Annotated in this window: 12 protein-coding genes and 2 rRNA genes (1 of these 14 running past the window's edge); 2 read left to right on the top strand and 12 right to left on the bottom strand. The window is 42.2% G+C overall.

What is annotated here, in order from left to right:
* Positions 1–16: 16 nt before the first annotated feature.
* Positions 17–781 (bottom strand): spr1630 family ClpXP-sensitive toxin, encoded by a 765-nt coding sequence (locus DV702_RS14255; protein WP_114925339.1) that lies wholly within the window; start codon positions 779–781, stop codon positions 17–19.
* Positions 782–1000: 219 nt separating this feature from the next.
* On the opposite strand from DV702_RS14255, the gene DV702_RS14250 reads away from it, so the two are divergent.
* Positions 1001–3139, top strand: coding sequence for a type IA DNA topoisomerase (locus DV702_RS14250; protein ID WP_114925338.1), 2139 nt, complete (start codon positions 1001–1003; stop codon positions 3137–3139).
* Positions 3140–3195: 56 nt separating this feature from the next.
* Here the strand turns inward: DV702_RS14250 and cls are convergent, their stop codons facing one another.
* Complete coding sequence (gene cls / locus DV702_RS14245) at positions 3196–4650, bottom strand: cardiolipin synthase (RefSeq protein WP_114925337.1); 1455 nt, start codon at positions 4648–4650, stop codon at positions 3196–3198.
* Between the two features lie 152 nt (positions 4651–4802).
* On the opposite strand from cls, the gene DV702_RS14240 reads away from it, so the two are divergent.
* Positions 4803–5924 (top strand): response regulator, encoded by a 1122-nt coding sequence (locus tag DV702_RS14240; RefSeq protein ID WP_162805815.1) that lies wholly within the window; start codon positions 4803–4805, stop codon positions 5922–5924.
* Between the two features lie 55 nt (positions 5925–5979).
* Here DV702_RS14240 and DV702_RS14235 read toward each other — a convergent pair whose 3' ends face one another.
* The 10 genes from DV702_RS14235 to DV702_RS14185 form a co-directional block, all read right to left on the bottom strand.
* The gene (locus tag DV702_RS14235; protein WP_162805814.1) at positions 5980–6873 is read right to left on the bottom strand and encodes a sensor domain-containing diguanylate cyclase; all 894 of its coding nucleotides are present in this window, start codon (positions 6871–6873) and stop codon (positions 5980–5982) included.
* 177 nt (positions 6874–7050) lie between these two features.
* The gene (locus tag DV702_RS14230) at positions 7051–15342 is read right to left on the bottom strand and encodes a collagen binding domain-containing protein (RefSeq protein WP_114925334.1); all 8292 of its coding nucleotides are present in this window, start codon (positions 15340–15342) and stop codon (positions 7051–7053) included.
* 117 nt (positions 15343–15459) lie between these two features.
* Positions 15460–16077 carry a class D sortase gene (locus DV702_RS14225; protein WP_114925333.1) on the bottom strand — a complete coding sequence of 206 codons (618 nt, stop codon included), beginning with the start codon at positions 16075–16077 and terminating at the stop codon, positions 15460–15462.
* Between the two features lie 89 nt (positions 16078–16166).
* The gene (locus DV702_RS14220; RefSeq protein ID WP_114925332.1) at positions 16167–16832 is read right to left on the bottom strand and encodes a hypothetical protein; all 666 of its coding nucleotides are present in this window, start codon (positions 16830–16832) and stop codon (positions 16167–16169) included.
* A gap of 174 nt (positions 16833–17006) precedes the next feature.
* Complete coding sequence (locus DV702_RS14215) at positions 17007–17408, bottom strand: hypothetical protein (protein ID WP_114925331.1); 402 nt, start codon at positions 17406–17408, stop codon at positions 17007–17009.
* Between the two features lie 74 nt (positions 17409–17482).
* Positions 17483–18862: a sensor histidine kinase gene (locus DV702_RS14210; RefSeq protein ID WP_114925330.1), complete on the bottom strand. Its 1380-nt coding sequence runs from the start codon at positions 18860–18862 to the stop codon at positions 17483–17485.
* Positions 18859–19530 (bottom strand): response regulator transcription factor, encoded by a 672-nt coding sequence (locus DV702_RS14205; protein WP_114925329.1) that lies wholly within the window; start codon positions 19528–19530, stop codon positions 18859–18861. Before DV702_RS14205 ends, DV702_RS14210 begins: the two co-directional genes overlap by 4 nt.
* Positions 19527–20333, bottom strand: coding sequence for a YihY/virulence factor BrkB family protein (locus tag DV702_RS14200; protein ID WP_114925328.1), 807 nt, complete (start codon positions 20331–20333; stop codon positions 19527–19529). The genes DV702_RS14205 and DV702_RS14200 overlap by 4 nt, the downstream gene beginning before the upstream one ends.
* Positions 20334–20839: 506 nt before the next feature.
* Positions 20840–20955: ribosomal RNA gene (rrf, locus tag DV702_RS14190) — 5S ribosomal RNA — on the bottom strand.
* 73 nt (positions 20956–21028) lie between these two features.
* Positions 21029–23824: ribosomal RNA gene (locus tag DV702_RS14185) — 23S ribosomal RNA — on the bottom strand; it runs 131 nt beyond the window's last position.

Genomic DNA, 23824 nt, shown 5'->3' with positions numbered 1-23824 from the left:
CTCTTTTCTATTTATTTCAGCTTTGCTGTTCCTCTGCACCATCAATTACAATTCCAAATGCTGCAGCATCTACTATTCCTTCAGCTGCAATTGTTTGTGTGAGGACATCCTTTAAATCATCTTCAATTTCAAATTGGTGACTAGGTTTAGTACCTATATAAGATGTTAAATCACTAATTAAGTATGCTTTATTATTTGCAGGGTTAGGCAGCCATATTCTAATTTCACCTATTCGATAATCTTCGTCAATAGTATATGTAGCAATATAAAATTTATCAAACTCCGTATGCATTCCTTTTGTATCTTCATCTTTTAGTATAATAGGTTGAAAATCTTCCAATAACTCTAATTGAATGGATTGTCGAGTATAGTTTGCAGGAACCTCATTAAAATTCAGTCTAGAGTTAATATCCATCAAATTCGTCATGTATGTCGATCTTTTTGTCCGGGCGATACCTTTTGCATCTTTGCCTTTATCAACATCATCCAAATTGAAATATCTTGAGTTTTTCACAACAAACAAGATCTTTTCATCCTTATTAAAGAATTGTAAATATTGCCAAGTCATGCCTGCTTTAGCTACTGAACTTTTCACCCCATGTTCTTTGCAAGCCTGCGCAACATAATGATCTATGTGATTTCCTTTCACCCAAGCATAAGCACCATGCACTTCCAATTCTCTGGCTTTCTGACGCCGGACTTCTAAGTAATCACGATACCCTTCTATTATTCCATCCACAATGCTTTCGTTTAATTGCTCAGGTAAATTATAATTTTCCACCTTTCCTACACCCCCATGTATTTTTATAAATATTTATTACTTTTATTAAATAAAATATGATTTTCATTTATTATACTTAAAGTTATGACTTTATGAAAGACAAATTAGCACGAGTAATTTTAAGTTTTCATTACAATACTTTTTACAGCATCCCCTCTCAAAATATGAGATAATACAATTAACAGAACGAACGTACTATATACAAATCGAGGTGTTTTCATGAAACCGGTGATCCTAGCCGAGAAACCGAGCCAAGCCAAAGCCTATGCCGATGCATTCACTACACGAAAGCATGATGGCTATACCGAAATCCAGCCATGCGAGATCTTTCCTGAAGGTGCGTATATTACGTGGGGTGTCGGGCACTTAGTCGAACTGAAAGAACCCCATGCGTACAATTCTTCTTGGAAACGTTGGTCGCTTGGCAGTTTACCTATTTTACCGGAGCGCTATGAATTTCAAGTATCGCAAGGGAAGTTTAAACAGTTTCAAATCGTCAAGAGACTTATAAAAGGGACCGATCGAGTCATTAATGCGTGTGACGTGGATCGCGAAGGTTCGAATATTTTCTATTCTATCTACTACATGACCGGTGCGCGTAATCAGTTAATTCAGCGACTTTGGATTAATTCACTCGAAGCCGATGAAGTACGTAAAGGCTTTGAGAATTTACGGGATAATAAGAAAGATTTACAGTTATATGAGGAAGCGAAAGCCCGTCAAATTAGTGACTGGCTCGTTGGAATGAATGGTTCGCGGATGTATACCCTGTTATTGCAGGCAAAGGGAATTCAGGAAGTGTTTCCTATTGGGCGTGTGCAATCGCCAACAGTGTATTTAATTTATCAGCGCCAACGCGAAATTGAGACGTTTGTTTCTGAACCGTTTTTTGAGGCCGAAGCTATTTTTACTGCGGCGAATGGAACGTATAAAGGGAAAGCTAAGTTAAAAGAACCAAAGCGAGAATTGATTGCGGAAGCACTAAACAGCCGCAATATTACAAAGCGAACACCTGGTACAATCACGTCTATTACACATACCGACAAACGTACACCACCGCCACAGTTGCATTCTCTTTCCACTTTGCAAGCAACTGCCAACAGACGCTGGAAAGCAAGCCCAGCGACCGTGCTAAAGACTATGCAGACACTTTATGAGAAGAAGCTCGTATCCTATCCACGTACCGACACGCGGCATATTACACCGAGCGAGTTCAACTATTTGGTAGCTAACATCGAAAGCTATCAAAAACTGATCGAGCAACCTTTTGAAGTCGCTTCACGCACACCAAAAAAGCGTTATGTAGACAGTTCAAAAGTGCAAGAACATTATGCAATCATTCCGACGAAAAAGATTCCTACTGCGGCTGCGATAGCAAAATTAGATTCGCTCGAACGGAATTTATATGAAGAAGTCGTACGCACCGCACTTGCTATGTTCCACCGGGATTATTTATATACCGAAACAAAAGTAACAACTGATGTGAATGGACTGCCCTTCTTCACGACGGGTAAAACAGAGCGTGATAAAGGATGGAAGGAACTTTTCGCTGCACCGAAGATAGCCAAGGACACAGAAGAATCCGCCTTGCCGCCACTTGAGCACAACGAGACGGTACAAAGTGAAATTGGTATTAAAGAAGGAGCGACGCAACCGCCAAAACCTTACACAGAAGGGCAACTCATTGCGATGATGAAAACTTGCGGAAAGCTCGTGGAAGATCAAAGTGAAACCGATATACTAAAGGAAGTGGAAGGACTCGGAACGGAAGCCACGCGAAGTAGCATCATTGAAACAATTAAAAAACACGGCTATATTTCCGTAACGAAAAACATCGTTTCCATCACAGACAAAGGACGTGTGTTATGCCTAGCCATTGAAGGCAGTTTGCTTGCCAGTCCATCGATGACAGCGAAGTGGGAAACGTATTTAAAGAAAATTGGGAATGGCGAAGGAACAGGTCAACATTTTTTAGGCAGTGTGGCAAAATTCATTGAGAAATTACTAGAAGATGTACCCGTACAACTGGAGCAACAAACGATCGATATCGTGCTGCCACCTTCGCAATCGTCACGTAAAAAATCTTATTCTCGAACCGAAGTCGCCCCCTGCCCGCGTTGTAAAACTGGCAATATTATTGCTCATAAAAACTTCTACGGATGCAGTAGCTATAAATCCGGCTGTAAACAGACATTTCCGGGAACGTTCTTGAAAAAGTCACTTACCGTGCCACAAGTAAGACTATTATGCACGAAAGGGAAAACGAACACGATCAAAGGCTTCACTTCAGCCGACGGTAAGAAGTTCGATGCGGCACTTGAGTATAAAGAAGGCAAGCTGGAGCTGGTCTTCGTCTAAAATAAGCCATCGCAGGAAATCAGATGTTACTGACTTTCTGGATGGCTTTTTTCTCTTTATAAAACAGGTGACAGCAGACGTGAAATGCCTTCTTTGAACTTGATCCACAATGAACGTTCTGAATAGCGCTCCGGTGTCAACTCCGAACTGTGCTTTACGTCTTGCTCAAACAAAGTATAGAGCTCTTTTGCAATCTTCTCGTCATAAACAATCGCATTGACTTCAAAATTCAAACGGAAGCTACGTGAGTCAATGTTCATCGTTCCGACTGACGCAATTTCTTCATCTACAACGATCGTTTTCGCATGCAAGAATCCATTCTCATACAGCAATATTTTCGCGCCATAGTCCAGTAAATTTCCGACATACGACCAAGTAGCCCAATAGACAAACGGATGATCTGGCTTGCATGGAATCATAATGCGCACATCGATACCAGACAATAACGCTATTTTACATGCATCCATAAAACTAGTATCTGGAATAAAATAAGGCGTTTGAATACAGACACTTTTTTGAGCTGATAATATCATCTTTATATACATATTCTTCAAGTGTTCTGTTTGAGAATTGGGTCCGCTCGATACAATCTGAATGGGACTTTTACCTGGCTGTGGCTCTGTCTCAAATGAATAATCTTCCCAATTCCAAGACTCTTGCGTCCCTGCCTGATGCCAATCTAAAATGAACTTTCCTTGAATATGATTAACAGCTTCACCTGTAATTCTAAAATGCGTATCTCGCCAATATCCAAACTTTTTATCCAAACCAAGATACTCATCTCCAACGTTGAATCCTCCAATATAGCCAATCGACCCGTCGATGATGCATAACTTCCGATGATTTCTATTATTCACCCGGAAATTTATCAATCGGAAAAATGAAGGAAAGAAGACTTCTACTTCTCCGCCTGCTGCACGCAACTCATTATAAAACTTCGGAGAGGTCTTTTTAGAACCGACTTCATCGTACAATACACGAACTTTTACTCCTTCTTTTGCTTTCTCAATTAGTGCATCACGCAGTCTCGTACCAAGTGCATCCGATTGAATAATATAATACTGGATATTGATTTCTTTCGTAGCTGCATGAATATCTTGTAATAACGCATCAAATTTTTTATGTCCGTCGCTAAAGATTTCAATTTCATTGTCATTAGACAATAACGCGTGAGAAGATTTCAAATTCATCCGAATGAGTTCATCATGTTTTTTTAATAAAGGAGTATTCTCTAAACGGTCTTTATTTTCCGGCGATAATTGTCGTTCTACATAGGATTTGGCTATTTTTCTTTCTGCAGTTGATAATTTATAAAAGTTTTTCTGTTTGAGATTACGTCCAAGAAATAGATAGATAAAAAATCCAACAATCGGCAGAAACACTAGTACCATAATCCAGGCCCATGTTTTACCGACATCCCTTCGCTCAATAAACAGCACACTGGCTAATAGAAGAACGTTTAGGATGGTGACAATCGTTACGATTAGCGTGACTATTTGTCCAAGCTCCATTTCTCTCACCTTCCTTTGACTATTAATATAGCATAAAACTACTTGATGTACTGAGTTTAGAAAAGTATAGGGTTCTGACTATTTTTTAGCAAAAACTTAGAGAATCTACTATAATAGTGGGTACTAGCCAAATGTGTAAGGAGGAATTCCTTTTGATTCGAGCGATTTTAGTAGATGATGAGCCACTGGCAGCGCAATTACTTGAGCGTAAACTATCGGCATTTGAAAATATTACAGTTGTAAAAATATATTCCAATCCCATGCACGTAGTAGAAGACTTACAACATGTATCATATAATGTTGCTTTCCTAGATATCGAAATGCCAGGAATAAACGGTTTGGATTTAGCTGAACTAATTTTGAACGCCACTTCTAATGTGCATATTGTTTTTATTACCGCCTATCGCGAGTATGCTGTGCAAGCTTTCGAGTTGAATTCTATTGATTATCTTGTGAAACCATTAACAGATGATCGATTAGAGAAAACAATAGAACGGGTTCAGCAACAACTGATATCAGTTCCACAAATGCAAAAGAAAAAAGATTATGTGTTACGTATTCAATGCTTCAGTGATTTCAACGTCATGTTTGGACAAGAACCTGTAAAGTGGACAACAGCAAAAGTAAAAGAATTATTTGCACTCCTTCTCACACATCATCAAACATATATCAATCGAGACCTACTCATTGAAACGCTTTGGCCTGATACTGAGTACGCGAAAGCAAAAATACAATTACACACTAGTCTTTCTCGCTTACGGAAGACTCTTGAAACGCTGGGGTATGATGACGCTATTACATTCGCAAACTCCAGTTATTGTTTGGAACTTACTGACTTTCGATTCGATTTGATTTCTATCAAGCAATTGTATGAAGAATATCCTACTGTACAAGACGACACAATAGAGCAATTCCAACAAATAATTGAGCTCTATCAAGGAGACTATTTAGAATCAGAAGGATACAAATGGTCTCATACGTACGCAACGAAGATTCGTTTACAAGTAATTGAACTTTTGGAGCGAATGATTTTGTACTATGAACAATTGCACGATTACACAAATACACAGGTTTGCTTGGAGCAACTACTACAGCTCGATCCATACTCCGAACAAATTCTACAAAAACTATTAAGGCATTATATAAAAATAGATCGGCGCACAGAAGCTATTAGAGCATATCAACAGTTTAAAGACCAATTGGATATAGAACTTGGTATTTCACCCAGCCAATCTACTATTGAATTATACAGCCAAGTATTATGCGTTGAGTAAAGTCGAAAAGAGTAGAAAATCAAAATGATTTTCTACTCTTTTCGACTTTATCATTTTAAAACTTACTTGCTTCTTCTATTTCTATTTGCAATAGGTTCCGTTCAGATTCATAACAATCCAAATTCGCTCTCATTGATTGTTTGGCTGCATACATTTCCGTATCTGCGTAATGCAACAACTGATTTATATCGTTACCTTGCTCTGGATACACACTAACCCCTACACTTACATCGATGACTAGCATTTGATCTTTTATTGAAAAAGGTGCTCTGCATAGCGACAATATGGTTTTTACTTCCTCTTCATACGTATCCTCAAAAAGCGTTAAGATCACAAACTCATCCCCACTGAAATGAAATATATAACGATTTGTAGAACAGCTTGTTTTAAAACGGCGCCCCAGCTCTTGTAGCACCTCGTTACCTGCCCTATGTCCAAACGTATCGTTAATACACTTAAAACTATCAATATCTATATACAGTACGGCGACTTTCATATGAAGTTGTTCAGCTCTCTGCAAGATGGACTCGCTCTCTAACTGAAATGATCTTCTATTAGGCAAAAGAGACAAATCGTGAAGACAAGCTAAATTTCGCCACTTCTCTACTTCACTAACTTTAGACACATCATGTACAATCAATAAAATTTGTCTATTGCTTTGTCCCGGTATATCGAACGGGATGACAGTCGTTTGAAACTCCACAAACTCACCATTTTTCAGTGACAATCCTAGTTGACCAATCCATTGTCCCTCTTTACATGCTTGCTTAAGCAATTGCTTCCATGCACAGATGGATGGTAGCTTTTGTCCTATCACGTGAAAATCCGTTAATATCAATTCTGTTGCTTGATAATCAAATGTTTGCTGAAACTTTTTATTCAACTCTAGAATTTCACCGTCACATTCCGCTATGACCAATTGAAAGGAAGCAGTTAATAGTTTTTTCATGGTAGCTAAAGACTCATTTCTCACAGTGCTACGTTTTATGGAAAAAGGTGCTGGCATAAATAAATTACCCCTTCACTTAAGACTTTTATATACTATAGTAGACGATCACTCTTACAAAATACTTAAACGCATAGAAAAAACCAGCCTCTGTTGGAGACTGGTTTTTCTATGCGTTATTTATGCATGTTTCTTTCTGCGCAACACCCAAGCTCCCGCTCCAATCAATAATAGTCCTGTTGCGATTGGAATGATAGGGTATGCTTCCCCTGTTTGAGGTAAGTTGTTTCCTGTTGATGCTACATTTGAATTACTGTTCCCGCTTGAATTCATGTTACTATTGTTGCTGTTAGTGTTGCCCGTGTTAGTTCCAGTGTTAATATTACCACTAACTCCTGGTTTATTCGGAACGTTTGGTGTGCCTGGTTTCCCTGGCTCATTTGGATCGCCCGGTGTGCCTGGATTGCCTGGCTCATTCGGATCGCCCGGTGTGCCTGGTTTTCCTGGCTCATTCGGATCGCCCGGTGTGCCTGGTTTCCCTGGCTCATTCGGATCGCCCGGTGTGCCTAGATTGCCTGGCTCATTCGGATCGCCCGGTGTGCCTGGTTTTCCTGGCTCATTCGGATCGCCCGGTGTACCTGGTTTCCCTGGCTCATTCGGATCGCCCGGTGTGCCTGGTTTCCCTGGCTCATTTGGATCGCCCGGTGTACCCGGTTTCCCTGGCTCATTCGGATCGCCCGGTGTGCCCGGTTTCCCTGGCTCATTTGGATCGCCCGGTGTGCCTGGTTTCCCTGGCTCATTTGGATCGCCTGGCGTGCCTGGTTTCCCTGGCTCATTTGGATCGCCCGGTGTACCCGGTTTCCCTGGCTCATTTGGATCGCCCGGTGTGCCCGGTTTCCCTGGCTCATTTGGATCGCCCGGTGTGCCTGGTTTCCCTGGCTCATTTGGATCGCCCGGTGTACCCGGTTTCCCTGGCTCATTTGGATCGCCCGGTGTACCCGGTTTCCCTGGCTCATTTGGATCGCCCGGTGTGCCTGGTTTCCCTGGCTCATTTGGATCGCCTGGTGTGCCTGGGTTGCCTGGCTCATTTGGATCGCCTGGTGTGCCTGGGTTGCCTGGCTCATTTGGATCGCCTGGTGTGCCTGGATCGCCTGGCTCATTTGGATCGCCTGGCGTGCCTGGGTTGCCTGGCTCATTTGGATCGCCTGGTGTGCCTGGTTCAGTTGGGTTATCGCCATCTGAAGTCAATTCTGTATTTAGAATAGCTTGACATGTAGCGTCTACGATGACTACTCCAACGCCTATATTTCCAACATATGCTTGGTATGTTCCTTGTGGCAATTGTTCAGTTGGGAAAATCACTTGCCCTTGGCTATTTGTTAGCCCTTTGACTATTTCAGTCGCACCAATCTTTAATTCTACTAGTTCACCTGCTGGTACTGGCTGGCCATACTTATTTACTGTTATCGTAAACTCTTGACAAATCTGAGTAATCGGTAATGTCAGTGATTCCTCACAAGAATCTGTCACTACTACTTTCCCTACATTGTTACCTTCATAGTAGGCATCGTATTCACCATTTGGCAATTGATCTTTATCAAATACAATTTTTCCTGCAAAGTCTGTTGTGCCTGTAACGACTTCCGTTTCGCCTGTCTTCAGCGTTATAACTTTACCGACAGTTACCGGTACGCCATTTTCATACACTGTTAATGTAAAATCTTCACATACTGGCGCAACCACTACATCTATCATTGCTTCACATGTAGCAGAAACTGTTACTTTTCCAACATACTTGTTATCGACGAATACTTCATACGTGCCGTCAAGCAACTGGTCGTTGTTAAGAACTGCCTGACCGTTGTCATTCGTCAAACCTGAAACAATTTCTGTGTTGCCGGATTTCAATGCTACTGTTTTGCCCGCTCCGACTCGTTTACCGTCTTCCGTTACCGTTACAGTAAACTCTTTACATACTGGAGCTGGTGTCAATACGATCGTGCTTTCGCAAGAGTCCGTCACGATGACTGTGCCTGCTTCCTTGCCATCTACGAACGCCTCGTACGTTCCATTCGGCAAATCTTTCTTCGGTAAGTTTACCTTACCGCTTGCATCTGTCTTACCTTTTGCTACTTCTTTACCATTTGCTTGTAAAACAACTTCTTTATCCACAACTGGAGTTCCGCTTTCCATTACGGTAATCGTTACATTCTCACATACCGGAGCTGGTGTAGTTGTGATTGTAGTTTCACAGCTAGCGGAAACTACTACTGTCTCTACAAAATCTCCATCAACATATGCTCCATATATACCCTTTGGCAACGCTTCTCTAGTAAAGATTACTTCACCTTTTGCATTTGTTACACCTGTCACAATTTCTCGGTTTTCGAATTTCAAAATAACTTGCTTGCCCGCTTGAACCGGCTTACCATTTTCCATAACTGTAATAGTAAACTCTTCACATACTGGCGCTGGCGTTACGTCAACCGTACTTTCACATGTTTCTGTAACAGTTACGGTGCCTGCTTTCTTGCCGTCTACGAATACTTCATACTCTCCGTTTGGAAGGTCTACTTTCGGCAATACAACCTTGCCGTCTTTATCTGTCTTACCACTAGCAACTTCCTTGCCGTCCTTCTTCAGAACCACGTCTTTTCCGCCAGCTACCGGCTTGCCGCTTTCTGTTACGGTTACTGTAAAGTCTTTACATACTGGGGCCTGAACCAAGTCAACCGTACTTTCACATGTTTCTGTGACAGTTACGTCGCCTGCTTTCTTGCCGTCTACGAATACTTCATACTCTCCGTTTGGAAGGTCTACTTTCGGCAATACAACCTTGCCGTCTTTATCCGTCTTACCACTAGCGGCTTCCTTGCCGTCCTTCTTCAGAACCACGTCTTTTCCGCCAGCTACTGGCTTGCCGTTTTCTGTTACGGATACTGTGAAGTCTTTACATACTGGAGTGGACTCGATAATGATCGTGTCTTCACAAGTTTCTGTAACTTTCACTGTATCTACTTTCTTACCATCCACATATGCATCGTATTCGCCCTCTGGTAATTTCCCGGGGAATACTACTTTACCTTCTTTATTTGTTGTGCTCTTCGCTACTTCCGTGTCGCCTTTCTTCAATACGACTTCTTTGTCAGCGACTGGTTTACCTTCTTCAGTAACGGTAACAGTGAATTCCTTACACACTGGAATGAATTCAATCGCACCCTCGCAGTTATCCGCCACCGACACAGTACCAATCTTCTCGCCGTCTACATACACATCATATTCACCGTGTGCCACCTTATTTGGGAAGACTACTTTACCAGTTTGGTCTGTCTTACCTTTTGCAATTTCTTTATCATCAGATTTTAACACAACATCTTTTCCAGTAGCTACTGGTTTACCGTTTTGTGTAATCGTTAATATAAAGTCTTCACATGTCAGTGCTGTTGGTAGAGTAATTGTATCGGTACAAGTATCTGTTACTTTTACTTTCTTACCTTCTATTTTCTTGCCGTTTACATATACGTCATATTCGCCATCAGGTAATGTATTCTTTGGAATTATTACGTTTCCATCTAGATTCGTTTTGCCTGAGGCGACAGTTGTTTCACCTGATTTTAATACCACTTCAATATTCGGACCTACTGGATCAGTATCTTCGAATACCGCAATCGTAAACTCTTCACAAACTTCCGGTTGTGGCGGAAGTGGTTTTGGCTTCACAGAGGCTGCACATTCATTTTTCACTTCAAATGAATTGATGAGCGAATTATTGTAATACGCTCTGTATACGCCTTGCTTGATTTTCGATTGGTCGATCTTCAGCTGTCCATTCGCATCTGTCGTACCGCTCGCAATTTCTGTTCCTGCTGCGTCTTTCACTGTAACGTTTGGCAAGTTCGGACGTATTGCGCCGCCTCTGGTCAGGACTGTTAAAGTGAAGTCGATACATACGGGTGCTGCGGAGACTTCTGCTAGGCAGTCGTCTTTGAAGCTTACGTTTACTTTAGTGATGAATAAATCACCTTCAAATAAGAAGTATTCTCCTGCACCTTTAGCTTGAACTAGATCAGCTACTGAAACCGAGAACTCACCCAATTCATTTGTTTTTCCGGTATGAATTGAAGTGCCTTTCATTCCATCCTTCAATGTTAATTCAACATTTTTACGAAGACTATCACTTTCGTCACTTACAATTATTGTGAAGTCTGTACATACTGGTACTGGCTTAACATCCGCTTCACAATTTATAGTAACTGTAAAATCAGCAAACGGCTCCGTCGCTCCAGATCTAAATACGTCATATTCCCCTGGATTGAGATCAGATACTACAAGTTGACCATCATCATCTGTTGTACCTGTTTTGACTTCAGTTCCGTCTTTGTCTTTAATGACAATACTAGCATTGCCATCTAATTCTCCATCTACATCGCGAACTGTTAATGTGAACGTTTCGCATTTTGGCACTTGGACAACTGTTGTTTTACAATTTTCATCGTTGTAGTCAATTTCAACTTCCGCCAAAAACTGCTTTCCTTCATATAATTTATAAGTTCCTGGTGCTGTAGTTGCAGGAACTGTGAATTCTCCATCTGCATTTGTTTTCTTTGAAACGACTACTGTATTTCCTTGCTTTAATAGCACATCAGTATTTACGCGTGGAGAACCGTCTTTAGTAACTGCGATCGTATAAACATCACAAGTAATAGGTGGTTGAATCTTTGCTCCACATAAATCATCTGCATCTTTTTCATACGAGATCATTAAGTTGGATTCTAAAATCTCGCCGTCTTTTATCTTCACTTGATACTTACCGGCAGGAACTTGTGCTTGTTGCACAGTAATTTTGCCTGTTGCCAGTGTATCAACCTCTGCTTTCACTTCACCATTTGCGTTAATTAGTTGTATAACCTTATCCTTACGCGGATCACCGTTTGTATCATTAATCGTTAATGTAAATGCTGTACAAGCGTTTGTCATGTCTACTTTTTCTTCATTCACCACATTGTAAAGCTTGTTTCCATTGACATTAAAGTCTATATCTGCACCCATTGTGATTGGACGACCAGCTACTGGTAAAGACACGTAATCGTTAGGAGTGCCCGATTCTTTCAATGTGTACTTGCCATAACGAATATTCTCGAATGTTAATCTACCTTCGCTGTCTGTCACAGCTTCTGCTAATTTAATATTTCCATTCTTATTGTAAAGACCAAATGTAATCCCCGGTAAGTTGACTGAAGCACCAGTTAATGGATTCCATCCTGTCTTGTGTAGTTCCAACGTTCCTCTAGTTGAAGAAATGGTACCACTGGACGCATTATATACGAAGTTTTGATTTGTTACATCGTCCTTTTTACTAGCGTTCGCTTCTGTACCTGCATAGTCTATGGATGCTTCGTTTCTGAAGTTCTCATTGTTTGCACCTAAGAAAAATGTTTTGTAACGAACTTCATATCCTATTTTATTCAGTTCACCTAAATTATAAGTGAAGCTATTATTTGCTTTATCTACTGTAGGAGTAAATGCCACCCATGGACCATAACTGTGGGTACCAGCTTTATTCATACGAATTTCACGTTTCTCAAATGTCTCCGTCAAAATCAATTGGTTAGGGGACATTTTATCGTATAAAGTAATGTTTCCTAAAGTGGAATGTGACTCATTGACTTTGACTAGCCACGTAATCGTTTCGTCATTCGGATTTTGAGTTGCAGTTTTGACAATTAATTTATTTGCATGTTTTACTTCTGCAGTTGCTGTGAATGGAAAACTACCACTATTAGGCGTTGCAAAACTCGCTGTATTTCCATACGTATCACCATTCGGACCGTTTCCAATTACATTATCTGTATCTTTTGTTTGATATTTCACGATATAAGCATCTGTAGTCGATGCATTAAATGTAATTACGAATTTCTTTGCTGTTTTTTCTGTGAATGTAAATCCAGAAGTCACCTCAGCCCCTACTGTGCCTGTTTCATCATCGTTACCCAAATTAAGCTTATATACTTTAATAGAACCGTCAACTATTGCATGCCCATCTCCAATAGTGTCGGTCAAAGTTGCACCATTAATTTCTTGCTTGTTAATATTCACTGCTAAGTTCCAATTAAATACTTGATCCACATGATCAAATTCACCATTCTTATATCCATTTTTACCGGTCGGTGAGGAATTTCCTGGTGCATATTCAGCTGATTTTGGTATCGAATAAGTTTTTCCATCAACAGCTCCCGTCCAAGAACCTATTGCAGTGTTTTTATATTCACCATAAGTAGTACCATTTGGTAAAATATCAAACTTTGTTTGGTATGTGATTGTAAAGTTTTGACCTTTTGTTAAGTTACCAAACTCCAGTGTGAATCCTGCATCTCCGTCCGTACCTTTAAGGGCCTTGTTAGTCGGGATAACTGAGTTAGTAATAATAAATGGATTACTTGGATTTACTAATTTCTGACGAGTTCCACCAGTTGAATAACTTTCAAAATCATCTTCAATTGTAAACCCATTCATAGCATGCTCAGCATTTACGCTGATTGTCCACGTGATAATTTTATTATTGTAATCTATTGAGCTACGCGTTTTACTGAAAATATTTTCTTCTATTAAAATCGTATCGCTTGCAGGATTTGTATCATCAGTCACAGTGTTTTTTACACTTCCACCTGCTGTAACAAATTCTTTATCATACTCTGTATCGTATTCAATAAAATACGCCTCACCATTCGGGGATGCTAACTCAACTGTAAATCCTTTACCATCCGCGTCTAGATTAAACGTCGGCTGTGGACTAACTAAACTACCTTTCGTCCCGTTACCTAGAGAATCTACTGTTACATTATAAGCTTTAACTGTACTTCCAATAATCTTGTGCGGACCTGTTACTGTATCTGTTAATGTCTTAGTACCTTTACTACCGAAGTAGTTATACTCTATTTGCCAGCTACCCTTATACTTATCCTTTGCAGTAGCTGTCTTCTCCATTTTCAGACCGTATTTATGGCTTGCACTACCAGTTGTACTTTCTACAGTAGTCTCATTATTAGTTAGTGTCGCTGTATTTGTAAAAGATTCTATTTCCTCGGTTTGCACATGCGTCACTTTTGTTCTATAAGTAATTTCGTAAGCGTCACGACCAGTAAGACTGATATCAGCAAAACTGTTCACAGTCTCAGTAGCATAAGAATTTGCAGCTACACCTGACAATCCTACCTCATACTTTTTGATTGTTATATTGCCTTCAAGCACGTGTTTTCCATCAGTCACATCCGTGATCTTTGCATTAGATAATAACATTCCATTGCGATTCGTCCAAACTGTCCAATCAATAAACCGATCATTGCCGTCTACAACTGCCTCGCCTGTTTTAGTCATAGGCTTATTCCCGCCTGATGGCTTAAAGACGAAAGGAATTTCAATAGACGCGGAACCTTTTAACGGAATCTCCAGTGTTTGTTCCAATTGATTGTCGGTATTAGCACCGCTCAATTCAGCCAAAAAGTCTAGCCTTCCTGTATACGGTGCCGCTGCTGGGAGATACCCGTCTGTAATTGTAACTGTTACAGTGCTTCCTTGCGTCTCATATGAAAATGTTACATCGCCATCAGCGAGTGTTCCATTTAGACCGCCTTGATTAAAATTTACTAAACCTTGTGGCAAATTGAACGTAAAGCTTGATCCTACGCCAGCTTCTTCTTGAGGAGTAGTGACAAAATTATAATAAACTCGAACTTTGTCACCAAGTACCGGTGTAAAGTTCGCTGCTTGTGCTGGATCTGTAATCGTTCCATTCACAGAACCGCTTAAAACAAGCTGCTCAAAGTTTAATACTGTAACACTGTTAAGGTCGATTTCTGAACCAACCTCCATTGAATCGTTCTCTTCTTCTCCATCCTCTTCCAATACTTCACCGTCAACTCCATCAACCTCATCATCAGTCGCGTCCTCTTCAGTGCCGTCTTCACCTGTAGCAGGCTTCTTACTTTCATCCGTCACTTCTTCATCCGACTGACCTTCTTCTTTCTTATCTACCTCTTTATCGCCTTCTTTTTCTGCTGTAGGCTTGTCAGCATCATCTTTGCCTGTCGACGGTTTCTTATCCGTAGTACTTGGCTTATCCTTCTCTCCATCTGGTGTCGTAGCTGGCTTATCTTCTGCAGGCTTTTCCTCCACCTTGCCATCGGTGCCCTCCGGTGGTGCTGAAGTTCCTTCGTCTACTGGCTTTTTAGAAGGAGTAGATTCTTCTTTTTTATCCGGTTTTTCTGTGTTCTCAGGCTTCTTCCCGTCCGCCTCTATACTGTTCATGCTAGAAACCGCTTTGTCTGGTGATTTCTCTTGAACTTCTTGCTTCGCATCATTCGACGATGCACCCGGAAGACTTTCCGCACTCGCTACACCAGCGCCTAATGGACCAAGAATCGTCTGACCCAAGACTAGTAGCGTGAGCATGAATATGTGTAATTGCTTCTTCAATTTGTGTTGCCCTCTCCCTTCTGAGTTGTTTGTTGGTCCGGGTTTCTCTTACTTGATTCATCAAATGAATGTCCCCTTCTCCCAATCCTTATCTATATGACAATATAAATAACCATGTTAACGCTTCTCCACTGTTTGCAATTCTGCTTGGACGATTAACCGATCAGGCGGATGCCAACTGCCTAATGGAGTACAAGTGACTAATGTCAGTTGCGGTGTATTTTGATCTTCCAATACAGATACATCTGTTTTATGTACGACAAATGTGTCCGTTATACGATAATGCAACGTCTCTTTTTTCGTACTGACTTGAATTTCATCGCCCGCTTCAAGTTCTCCTAGACGGTTAAATTGCTTACCATCCGCTACAGCACGATGCCCTGCAAGTCCGATGTTATGTTTGGTAAAGTCTTTTTGGGGCTCTATCATTCCTGCACCTTTACCGAGTTCCTTTTCTGTAACTCCTTCAAATATCAACATTTCAAGACCGATTTTATCGATGGTTACAATGCCACGTCCGCCTTTTAATGCGGGATCGGTCTTTTTATCAGAGCCTTTAGAAGGTTCTACAGTTGCCTGTTCCTCTGAAAAGTCGATATCTTCCATTGCACCCAGCTGATCAAATGCTTCGAGGAGTTGTTGTTGTTGTCGATCGTAGGCTATATTTTTTAAAAATGGATAGCAGATTAACAGCAACCCGCCAAGCACCAGTATCCAACCCATCAACTTATGCACTACCACACCCTCTTTTCGATACAAATCTACCCCTATTTTGAGTATAGTAGGTTACACTTACAAAACTCTTAAACTGGTAAATGGTATAGTCAGTTTTCATCCTCGCTTTTTTTCTCCATACTAAAAAACTCTTCTTTTACACGGACTTTGTACGCTTCCCCTTCCTCTCCCCTATGTCTCGGATACTCCTCAATCGCAATTGGCAGTAGTTTCTGCCACAATGCATCCATCGCATACACATCCCGATCAAACGCATAGTCTAATTCATCTAAAGTTAAGCCCAGCGCCTTCGCATATTTTCGTTTATCCCTATTCCAAACGGTAGTTACGTTTTGCTTAATATAGTCATCCACCTCTTCCTCTGTCAGACGAATTTTATACTCCGTTTTTGAAATTTCCAGCATATCTTTATAGCGGTTCGTCTGTTTTTCTGCAATACCACTTAGAAATGAAGATGAATGTTCTTCTTTAATCAAATGATTTTTCACACGTATTCTAAACTTTGTTTTATTAGTAGAAAACGAATGGTCGGTTGTCATCGGTTTTACACTCGAGCGAATCCACTGAAGTTCTGTTTCTATTTCAGGCATGTCCTCAAGTACGAGCTCAACAGCCTTGTTCATCTCTGCATAGTCAATTCCAACAAGCTCTATTTTCGCCTGTTCCGAACTCGCTGTTTGTTTAATCAAAAGAGTGCCAGCAATAAGTACGCTGAAACAAATCATCGTTAAGGTAAACCGGTTTTGAGCAGTCATGGGCAAAGCTCCTTTACAATGTTGGATTATTCCAGTATGTCATAATAGAAATGCTGTTTTTGTTGAAACGGCTGACTTTCGGCTAGAGATTTTCCTTACGATTCGACAATCTGCAAAATGAACGCAAAAAAAACCAAGTACGCAGATGACCGCATACTTGGGTAGTACTTCTATTTACCGAACAGCTTTTGGCTTTTCCACCATCATTGTCACAACGACAAACAATGCGAAACTAACTAATAAAACTGTACCACCAACAATATAGAAGATTAAAGCAAATGTTTCGTTAATATTGAACGGTTGCAGAAATTGCAACCACATTCCTGCCGTTAGACCAATGGCACCAATGATTCCCGTCCACCCTTGAAGTGTTAAAATCTTTTTCGCTCGTACACGGTAAATTTTATAAAATACTCCCCACGCAAACATTGAAAGCCAGCCTACTAGTAAAATATGCGCGTGAATTGGACGAAAAGCATATGAACCATTTCCCGCCATATGGGAACCAAGCACAGTTCCAATTAAACCAAAAATCGCTGCAACGCGAATCAAACGTAAACTCCATTTTTCCTGCATACTACATTTCCTCCTGTCATCTATCTATTATCTTTATCCTACCACGGCTAGATGAACTGAAGATGAACTCTATATTACAATTTAGGCAACTGCACAGTAAATGTAGTACCTACGCCGAGCTCACTGCTTATTGTCACACGGCCATCGTGCAATCGAACTACTTGTTCAACGATCGATAAACCAAGCCCTGTTCCTTCAACTTCACGGGTACGCGAATGATCAGCACGGTAAAACCTGTCAAAAATCCGCTGACTTGTCTCCTCAGACATCCCTATTCCGTTATCTTCAATAGAAAAATAGATTTCATTTGCTTGTTCAGTTAATCGTATATCAATCGTTCCACCATCTGGCGTATATTTCAATGCATTCGATACTAAGTTTTCCCACACTTTGTCAAGAAACGCAGGATCCCCCTCATAAGTTACTTCATCAATTTCCAGCATAAGTGATAACTCTTTCTCTTGCAGCAACCATTGATACTTTCGGACGGTCTCTTTTACTTGCTCATCTACGCGAAACACCTTTTTCTGCAATGGAGACACAAGTTGATCCAACGATGTCAATAACAGCAACTGTTTCGTCAATGTAGACAAGCGTTCTGTTTCAGACTGAATAATACTGGCATACCGCTTTCTTTCTTCAATAGGTAGCTCTTCATCTGACAGCAAATCAGCATAGCCTTTTATATTCAACAAAGGTGATTGGAAGTCGTGTGATACATCACTAATGAAAGCCTTGCGAATTTGATCATTTTCACTTAAACGATTAATCATCTGTTGAAAGCTTTCAGCCAGCTGACCGATCTCGTCGCGACGATCAATCATTAACTCTCCACTGAAACGCTCTTCCCCTACCCTCTTCGTCGCACGCGTCAAAACTACAATAGGTTCAATCAATTTACGCGCCACTACCAGCATGGCTAGTAAACTAATTACCGCCATAACGATCACCATACCGCCAAGCAAGTAGTGAATTTCAGTAAATAACATCTTTATATCAGGACGTAGAAAAAGAGCATACGTTTCTCCGCCATAAGTAAAAGGAACCCCAACCGTATTCGCAGACTCATTAGAAAAGTATCCTGTCACAAATGTCTCAGACTGCAAATCACGCATACCATGATACACTTGTCCCGCATGTACTTGTCGAATTGATTCGCTAGTTAAATTGTTCTCACGAAATTTTTCTCCGTACACAACTGAATGTCCATCTGCTTCAACGACTAACAACTTATAACCTGTCCGGGCTAGCGTCTCAAAATAAACATCTAGCTCTAATCCTTCTGTCACTTCAATGAATGAGGAAATTTGTTGTGCTATCGCCACATTTTTGCTATCATTTTCTTCTTTCAAATAGCGATGATAGTACGTATTGACTGTCAAAAAGGCAATCAGTGCGCTAGTCAACATAATACCAAGTGTCATCACCAAAAACTTTCCATAGAGCGACTTCATTCCGTCACCTCTAATTTATACCCCACTCCACGAATCGTCACAATCTTCACTTCATCCGTAAGTTTCTCCAACTTATCACGGAGTCTTTTAATATGAACACTTAACGTCTGCTCATCTCCTTCATAGTCGAATCCCCACACACGCTCGACTAGTACATCTCGTGTAAATACTTGATTCTGACGAGAGGCTAATACAGACAATAATTCAAACTCTTTCAATGGCAGTAATAAGGACTTCTTTCCGAGAACGACCTCATAACTTTGCCGATTGATCACTAACGAACCTACCTGGATTATTCTGTCAACCGCCTTATCATAACGGCGCAAAATAGCATGGATTCGAAACAATAACTCTTTCGGTTCAAAAGGCTTCACTAAATAATCATCCGAACCTGCTAGAAATCCTCGCTCTTTATCTTCCATCTCACCTTTAGCCGTCAATAGTAACACAGGAATTTCAGAACCTTCACGTAGTTTTTTAGTCAAGGTGTAACCGTCCATACCAGGCATCATGACATCCACTACTGCTAAATCCGGCCACTCCTGATCTACTAACTCTAAAGCTTGTACGCCATTCATTGCTTTCACCACCGTATAACCCGCCTGACGCAAATGAATACTGACCAACTCTAAAATATGTATATCATCATCCACTACTAAAATCTTCACGTAGAACGCCCCTTTCTTTTCCACTCCGCATTCAGCAGTCCTGATAACATAATAATGACTGCCGTTAAATAAAACCATAGCACAAGCATAATAATACCCGCCAATTGTCCATATAATCTAGAATAATCCACTCTCGCTACATAATCCCCGAACAAAAGTGACACTAGTTGCCAGCCAAATGCTGAAAATAAGGCACCAGGTAACGCCTCTTTCCACTTCATTTTCCCTGTAGGAACCAGTTGATAAAACAACATAAAAAACAACAATAAAAAGAACGTTCCCAATCCCCACTTGATATTAGGCCAAATATATAACCAGCCTTCCCAATCTTCAAAGACATCATAATATGCAATGACTTTTCGAAATAATTTTTCTAGCAAAGGTAAAAACAAAGATAACGGCATAACTAACATAAACAAAATAGTGACACCGATATTTCTAATAAAGGAAATCCATAATGCCTGTCGTTGCTTTTTCTTATTGGCTAAGTCCAAAGAACGGGCAAATGATTGCACAGCAATAGATGAAGTCCATAGCGCAGCAACCACACTGACTATCAGAAGATTACCATGGCTTTTATACAGCATCGATTGTATACTCTGCTCAATAAGTTGAAACGACTCTTCTGGTACAAATGGACGGAGTAAAGCTAAAATACTGGCTTCTTGTACAGGCAGGAACTGTACAATAGACAAAACCACTAATAGAAATGGCAAAACTGACAACAGTAAATAGTAAGCATTTTGCGCTGCTTGATCAAAAAAACGTTCGTTAAAGAAACGCTTAATAATCGTCAGAACCATCAGATCCCCCCCAGTCATTTAAAACTCTTTACTACCAATATACCCTAACTTCACCGTCTAAGTTAGGGTAGTCAAAATAAACTACTGAACAATGTTATGTGTATTATGATTCATACTATGAGTTCGTTCGTTATTCATCTTCTTTTCATTGCCATTCTATTTATTGGAAAACATAAAAAAGCCATTCCTCATGGATGTCCATAAGGAATGGCTTCGCTTGCCCAGCAACGTCCTACTCTCACAGGGGGAAACCCCCAACTACCATCGGCGCGCGAGCTTAACTTCCGTGTTCGGGTTCCGAAGGGCGATGAGCGACGGATTGCCGCGTCATCTTCACCGATGGCGAGTCTCACGTATGTCATACGTTCGAGTCCCATCAGTTCGATTCCTTGCACTCCATCACTCCTCCCCCTTCTCACAACAATAGGGAAATTTACAAGTTTTTAAATATATTTACACACAAAAAAGCCATCCCCCATGGATTTCCATAAGGAATGGCTTCGCTTGCCCAGCAACGTCCTACTCTCACAGGAGGAAACCTCCAACTACCATCGGCGCTGAAGAGCTTAACTTCCGTGTTCGGTATGGGAACGGGTGTGACCTCTTCGCTATCGTTACTAGACTGTTGAGTTGTTCACTCAAAACTGAATAAAAGACATTGGGTTGTTCAAGTAACTGCTTCCGCTTTTCAATAATAGGTTAAGTCCTCGATCGATTAGTATCTGTCAGCTACACACGTCGCCGTGCTTCCACCCCAGACCTATCCACCTCATCTTCTTTGAGGGATCTTACTTACTTGCGTAATGGGAAATCTCATCTTGAAGGGGGCTTCATGCTTAGATGCTTTCAGCATTTATCCCGTCCATACATAGCTACCCAGCGATGCCTTTGGCAAGACAACTGGTACACCAGCGGTATGTCCATCCCGGTCCTCTCGTACTAAGGACAGCTCTCCTCAAATTTCCTGCGCCCGCGACGGATAGGGACCGAACTGTCTCACGACGTTCTGAACCCAGCTCGCGTGCCGCTTTAATGGGCGAACAGCCCAACCCTTGGGACCGACTACAGCCCCAGGATGCGACGAGCCGACATCGAGGTGCCAAACCTCCCCGTCGATGTGGACTCTTGGGGGAGATAAGCCTGTTATCCCCGGGGTAGCTTTTATCCGTTGAGCGATGGCCCTTCCATGCGGAACCACCGGATCACTAAGCCCGTCTTTCGACCCTGCTCGACTTGTAGGTCTCGCAGTCAAGCTCCCTTATGCCTTTGCACTCTACGAATGATGTCCAACCATTCTGAGGGAACCTTTGGGCGCCTCCGTTACTCTTTAGGAGGCGACCGCCCCAGTCAAACTGTCCACCTGACACTGTCTCCTGCCCGGATCACGGGCATGGGTTAGAAGTCCAATACAGCCAGGGTAGTATCCCACCAATGCCTCCTCCGAAGCTGGCGCTCCGGAATCAAAGGCTCCTACCTATCCTGTACAGGCTGCACCGGAATTCAATATCAGGCTACAGTAAAGCTCCACGGGGTCTTTCCGTCCTGTCGCGGGTAATGCGCATCTTCACGCATATTATAATTTCACCGAGTCTCTCGTTGAGACAGTGCCCAGATCGTTACGCCTTTCGTGCGGGTCGGAACTTACCCGACAAGGAATTTCGCTACCTTAGGACCGTTATAGTTACGGCCGCCGTTTACTGGGGCTTCAATTCAGAGCTTCGCTTGCGCTAACCCCTCCTCTTAACCTTCCAGCACCGGGCAGGCGTCAGCCCCTATACGTCACCTTACGGTTTTGCAGAGACCTGTGTTTTTGCTAAACAGTCGCCTGGGCCTATTCACTGCGGCTCTCTCGGGCTATTCACCCTACCAGAGCACCCCTTCTCCCGAAGTTACGGGGTCATTTTGCCGAGTTCCTTAACGAGAGTTCTCTCGATCACCTTAGGATTCTCTCCTCGCCTACCTGTGTCGGTTTGCGGTACAGGCACCTCCCGCCTCGCTAGAGGCTTTTCTTGGCAGTGTGAAATCAGGGACTCTGGAGACAATTCTCCTCGCCATCACAGCCCAGCGTTAGATGAAAACGGGATTTTCCTCGTTTTCCGCCTCACTGCTTAGACACACAACCAACTGTGTGCTCACCCTATCCTACTGCGTCCCCCCATTACTCAAACGGCGGGGAGGTGGTACAGGAATATCAACCTGTTGTCCATCGTCTACGCCTATCGGCCTCGACTTAGGTCCTGACTAACCCTGAGCGGACGAGCCTTCCTCAGGAAACCTTGGGCATTCGGTGGAAGGGATTCTCACCCTTCTTTCGCTACTCATACCGGCATTCTCACTTCCAAGCGCTCCACCAGTCCTTCCGGTCCAGCTTCAACGCCCTTGGAACGCTCTCCTACCATTGACTTGCGTCAATCCACAGCTTCGGTGATCTGTTTAGCCCCGGTACATTTTCGGCGCAGCGCCACTCGACCAGTGAGCTATTACGCACTCTTTAAATGATGGCTGCTTCTGAGCCAACATCCTGGTTGTCTGGGCAACGCCACATCCTTTTCCACTTAACAGATACTTGGGGACCTTAGCTGGTGGTCTGGGCTGTTTCCCTCTCGACAATGGATCTTATCACCCACTGTCTGACTCCCAAACATAAATCATCGGCATTCGGAGTTTGTCTGAATTCGGTAACCCGGGATGGGCCCCTCGTCCAAACAGTGCTCTACCTCCGAGATTCTTTCGTTTGAGGCTAGCCCTAAAGCTATTTCGGAGAGAACCAGCTATCTCCAGGTTCGATTGGAATTTCACCGCTACCCACACCTCATCCCCGCATTTTTCAACATACGTGGGTTCGGGCCTCCAGTCAGTGTTACCTGACCTTCACCCTGGACATGGGTAGATCACCTGGTTTCGGGTCTACGACCCCATACTCATTCGCCCTATTCAGACTCGCTTTCGCTGCGGCTCCGCTTTCTCAGCTTAACCTTGCATGGAATCGTAACTCGCCGGTTCATTCTACAAAAGGCACGCCATCACCCATTAACGGGCTCTGACAATTTGTAAGCGCATGGTTTCAGGATCTATTTCACTCCCCTTCCGGGGTGCTTTTCACCTTTCCCTCACGGTACTGGTTCACTATCGGTCACTAGAGAGTATTTAGCCTTGGGAGATGGTCCTCCCGGATTCCGACGGAATTTCACGTGTTCCGCCGTACTCAGGATCCACTCTGGAGGGAATGTGCTTTCGACTACGGGGCTTTTACCCACTCTGGCGGACCTTTCCAGGTCGCTTCGTCTAACGCATTCCTTTGTAACTCCGTATAGAGTGTCCTACAACCCCAAGAAGCAAGCTTCTTGGTTTGGGCTCTTCCCGTTTCGCTCGCCGCTACTAAGGGAATCGATGTTTCTTTCTCTTCCTCCGGGTACTTAGATGTTTCAGTTCTCCGGGTCTGCCACTTGCACGCTATGTATTCACGTACAAGTACTGTCCCATTATGGACA

It is taken from the genome of Sporosarcina sp. PTS2304 (genome assembly GCF_003351785.1).
Lineage (GTDB): Bacteria > Bacillota > Bacilli > Bacillales_A > Planococcaceae > Sporosarcina.
Note: the sequence above shows the minus strand (reverse complement) of the source record. Positions and strands in the feature narration are given on the sequence as shown.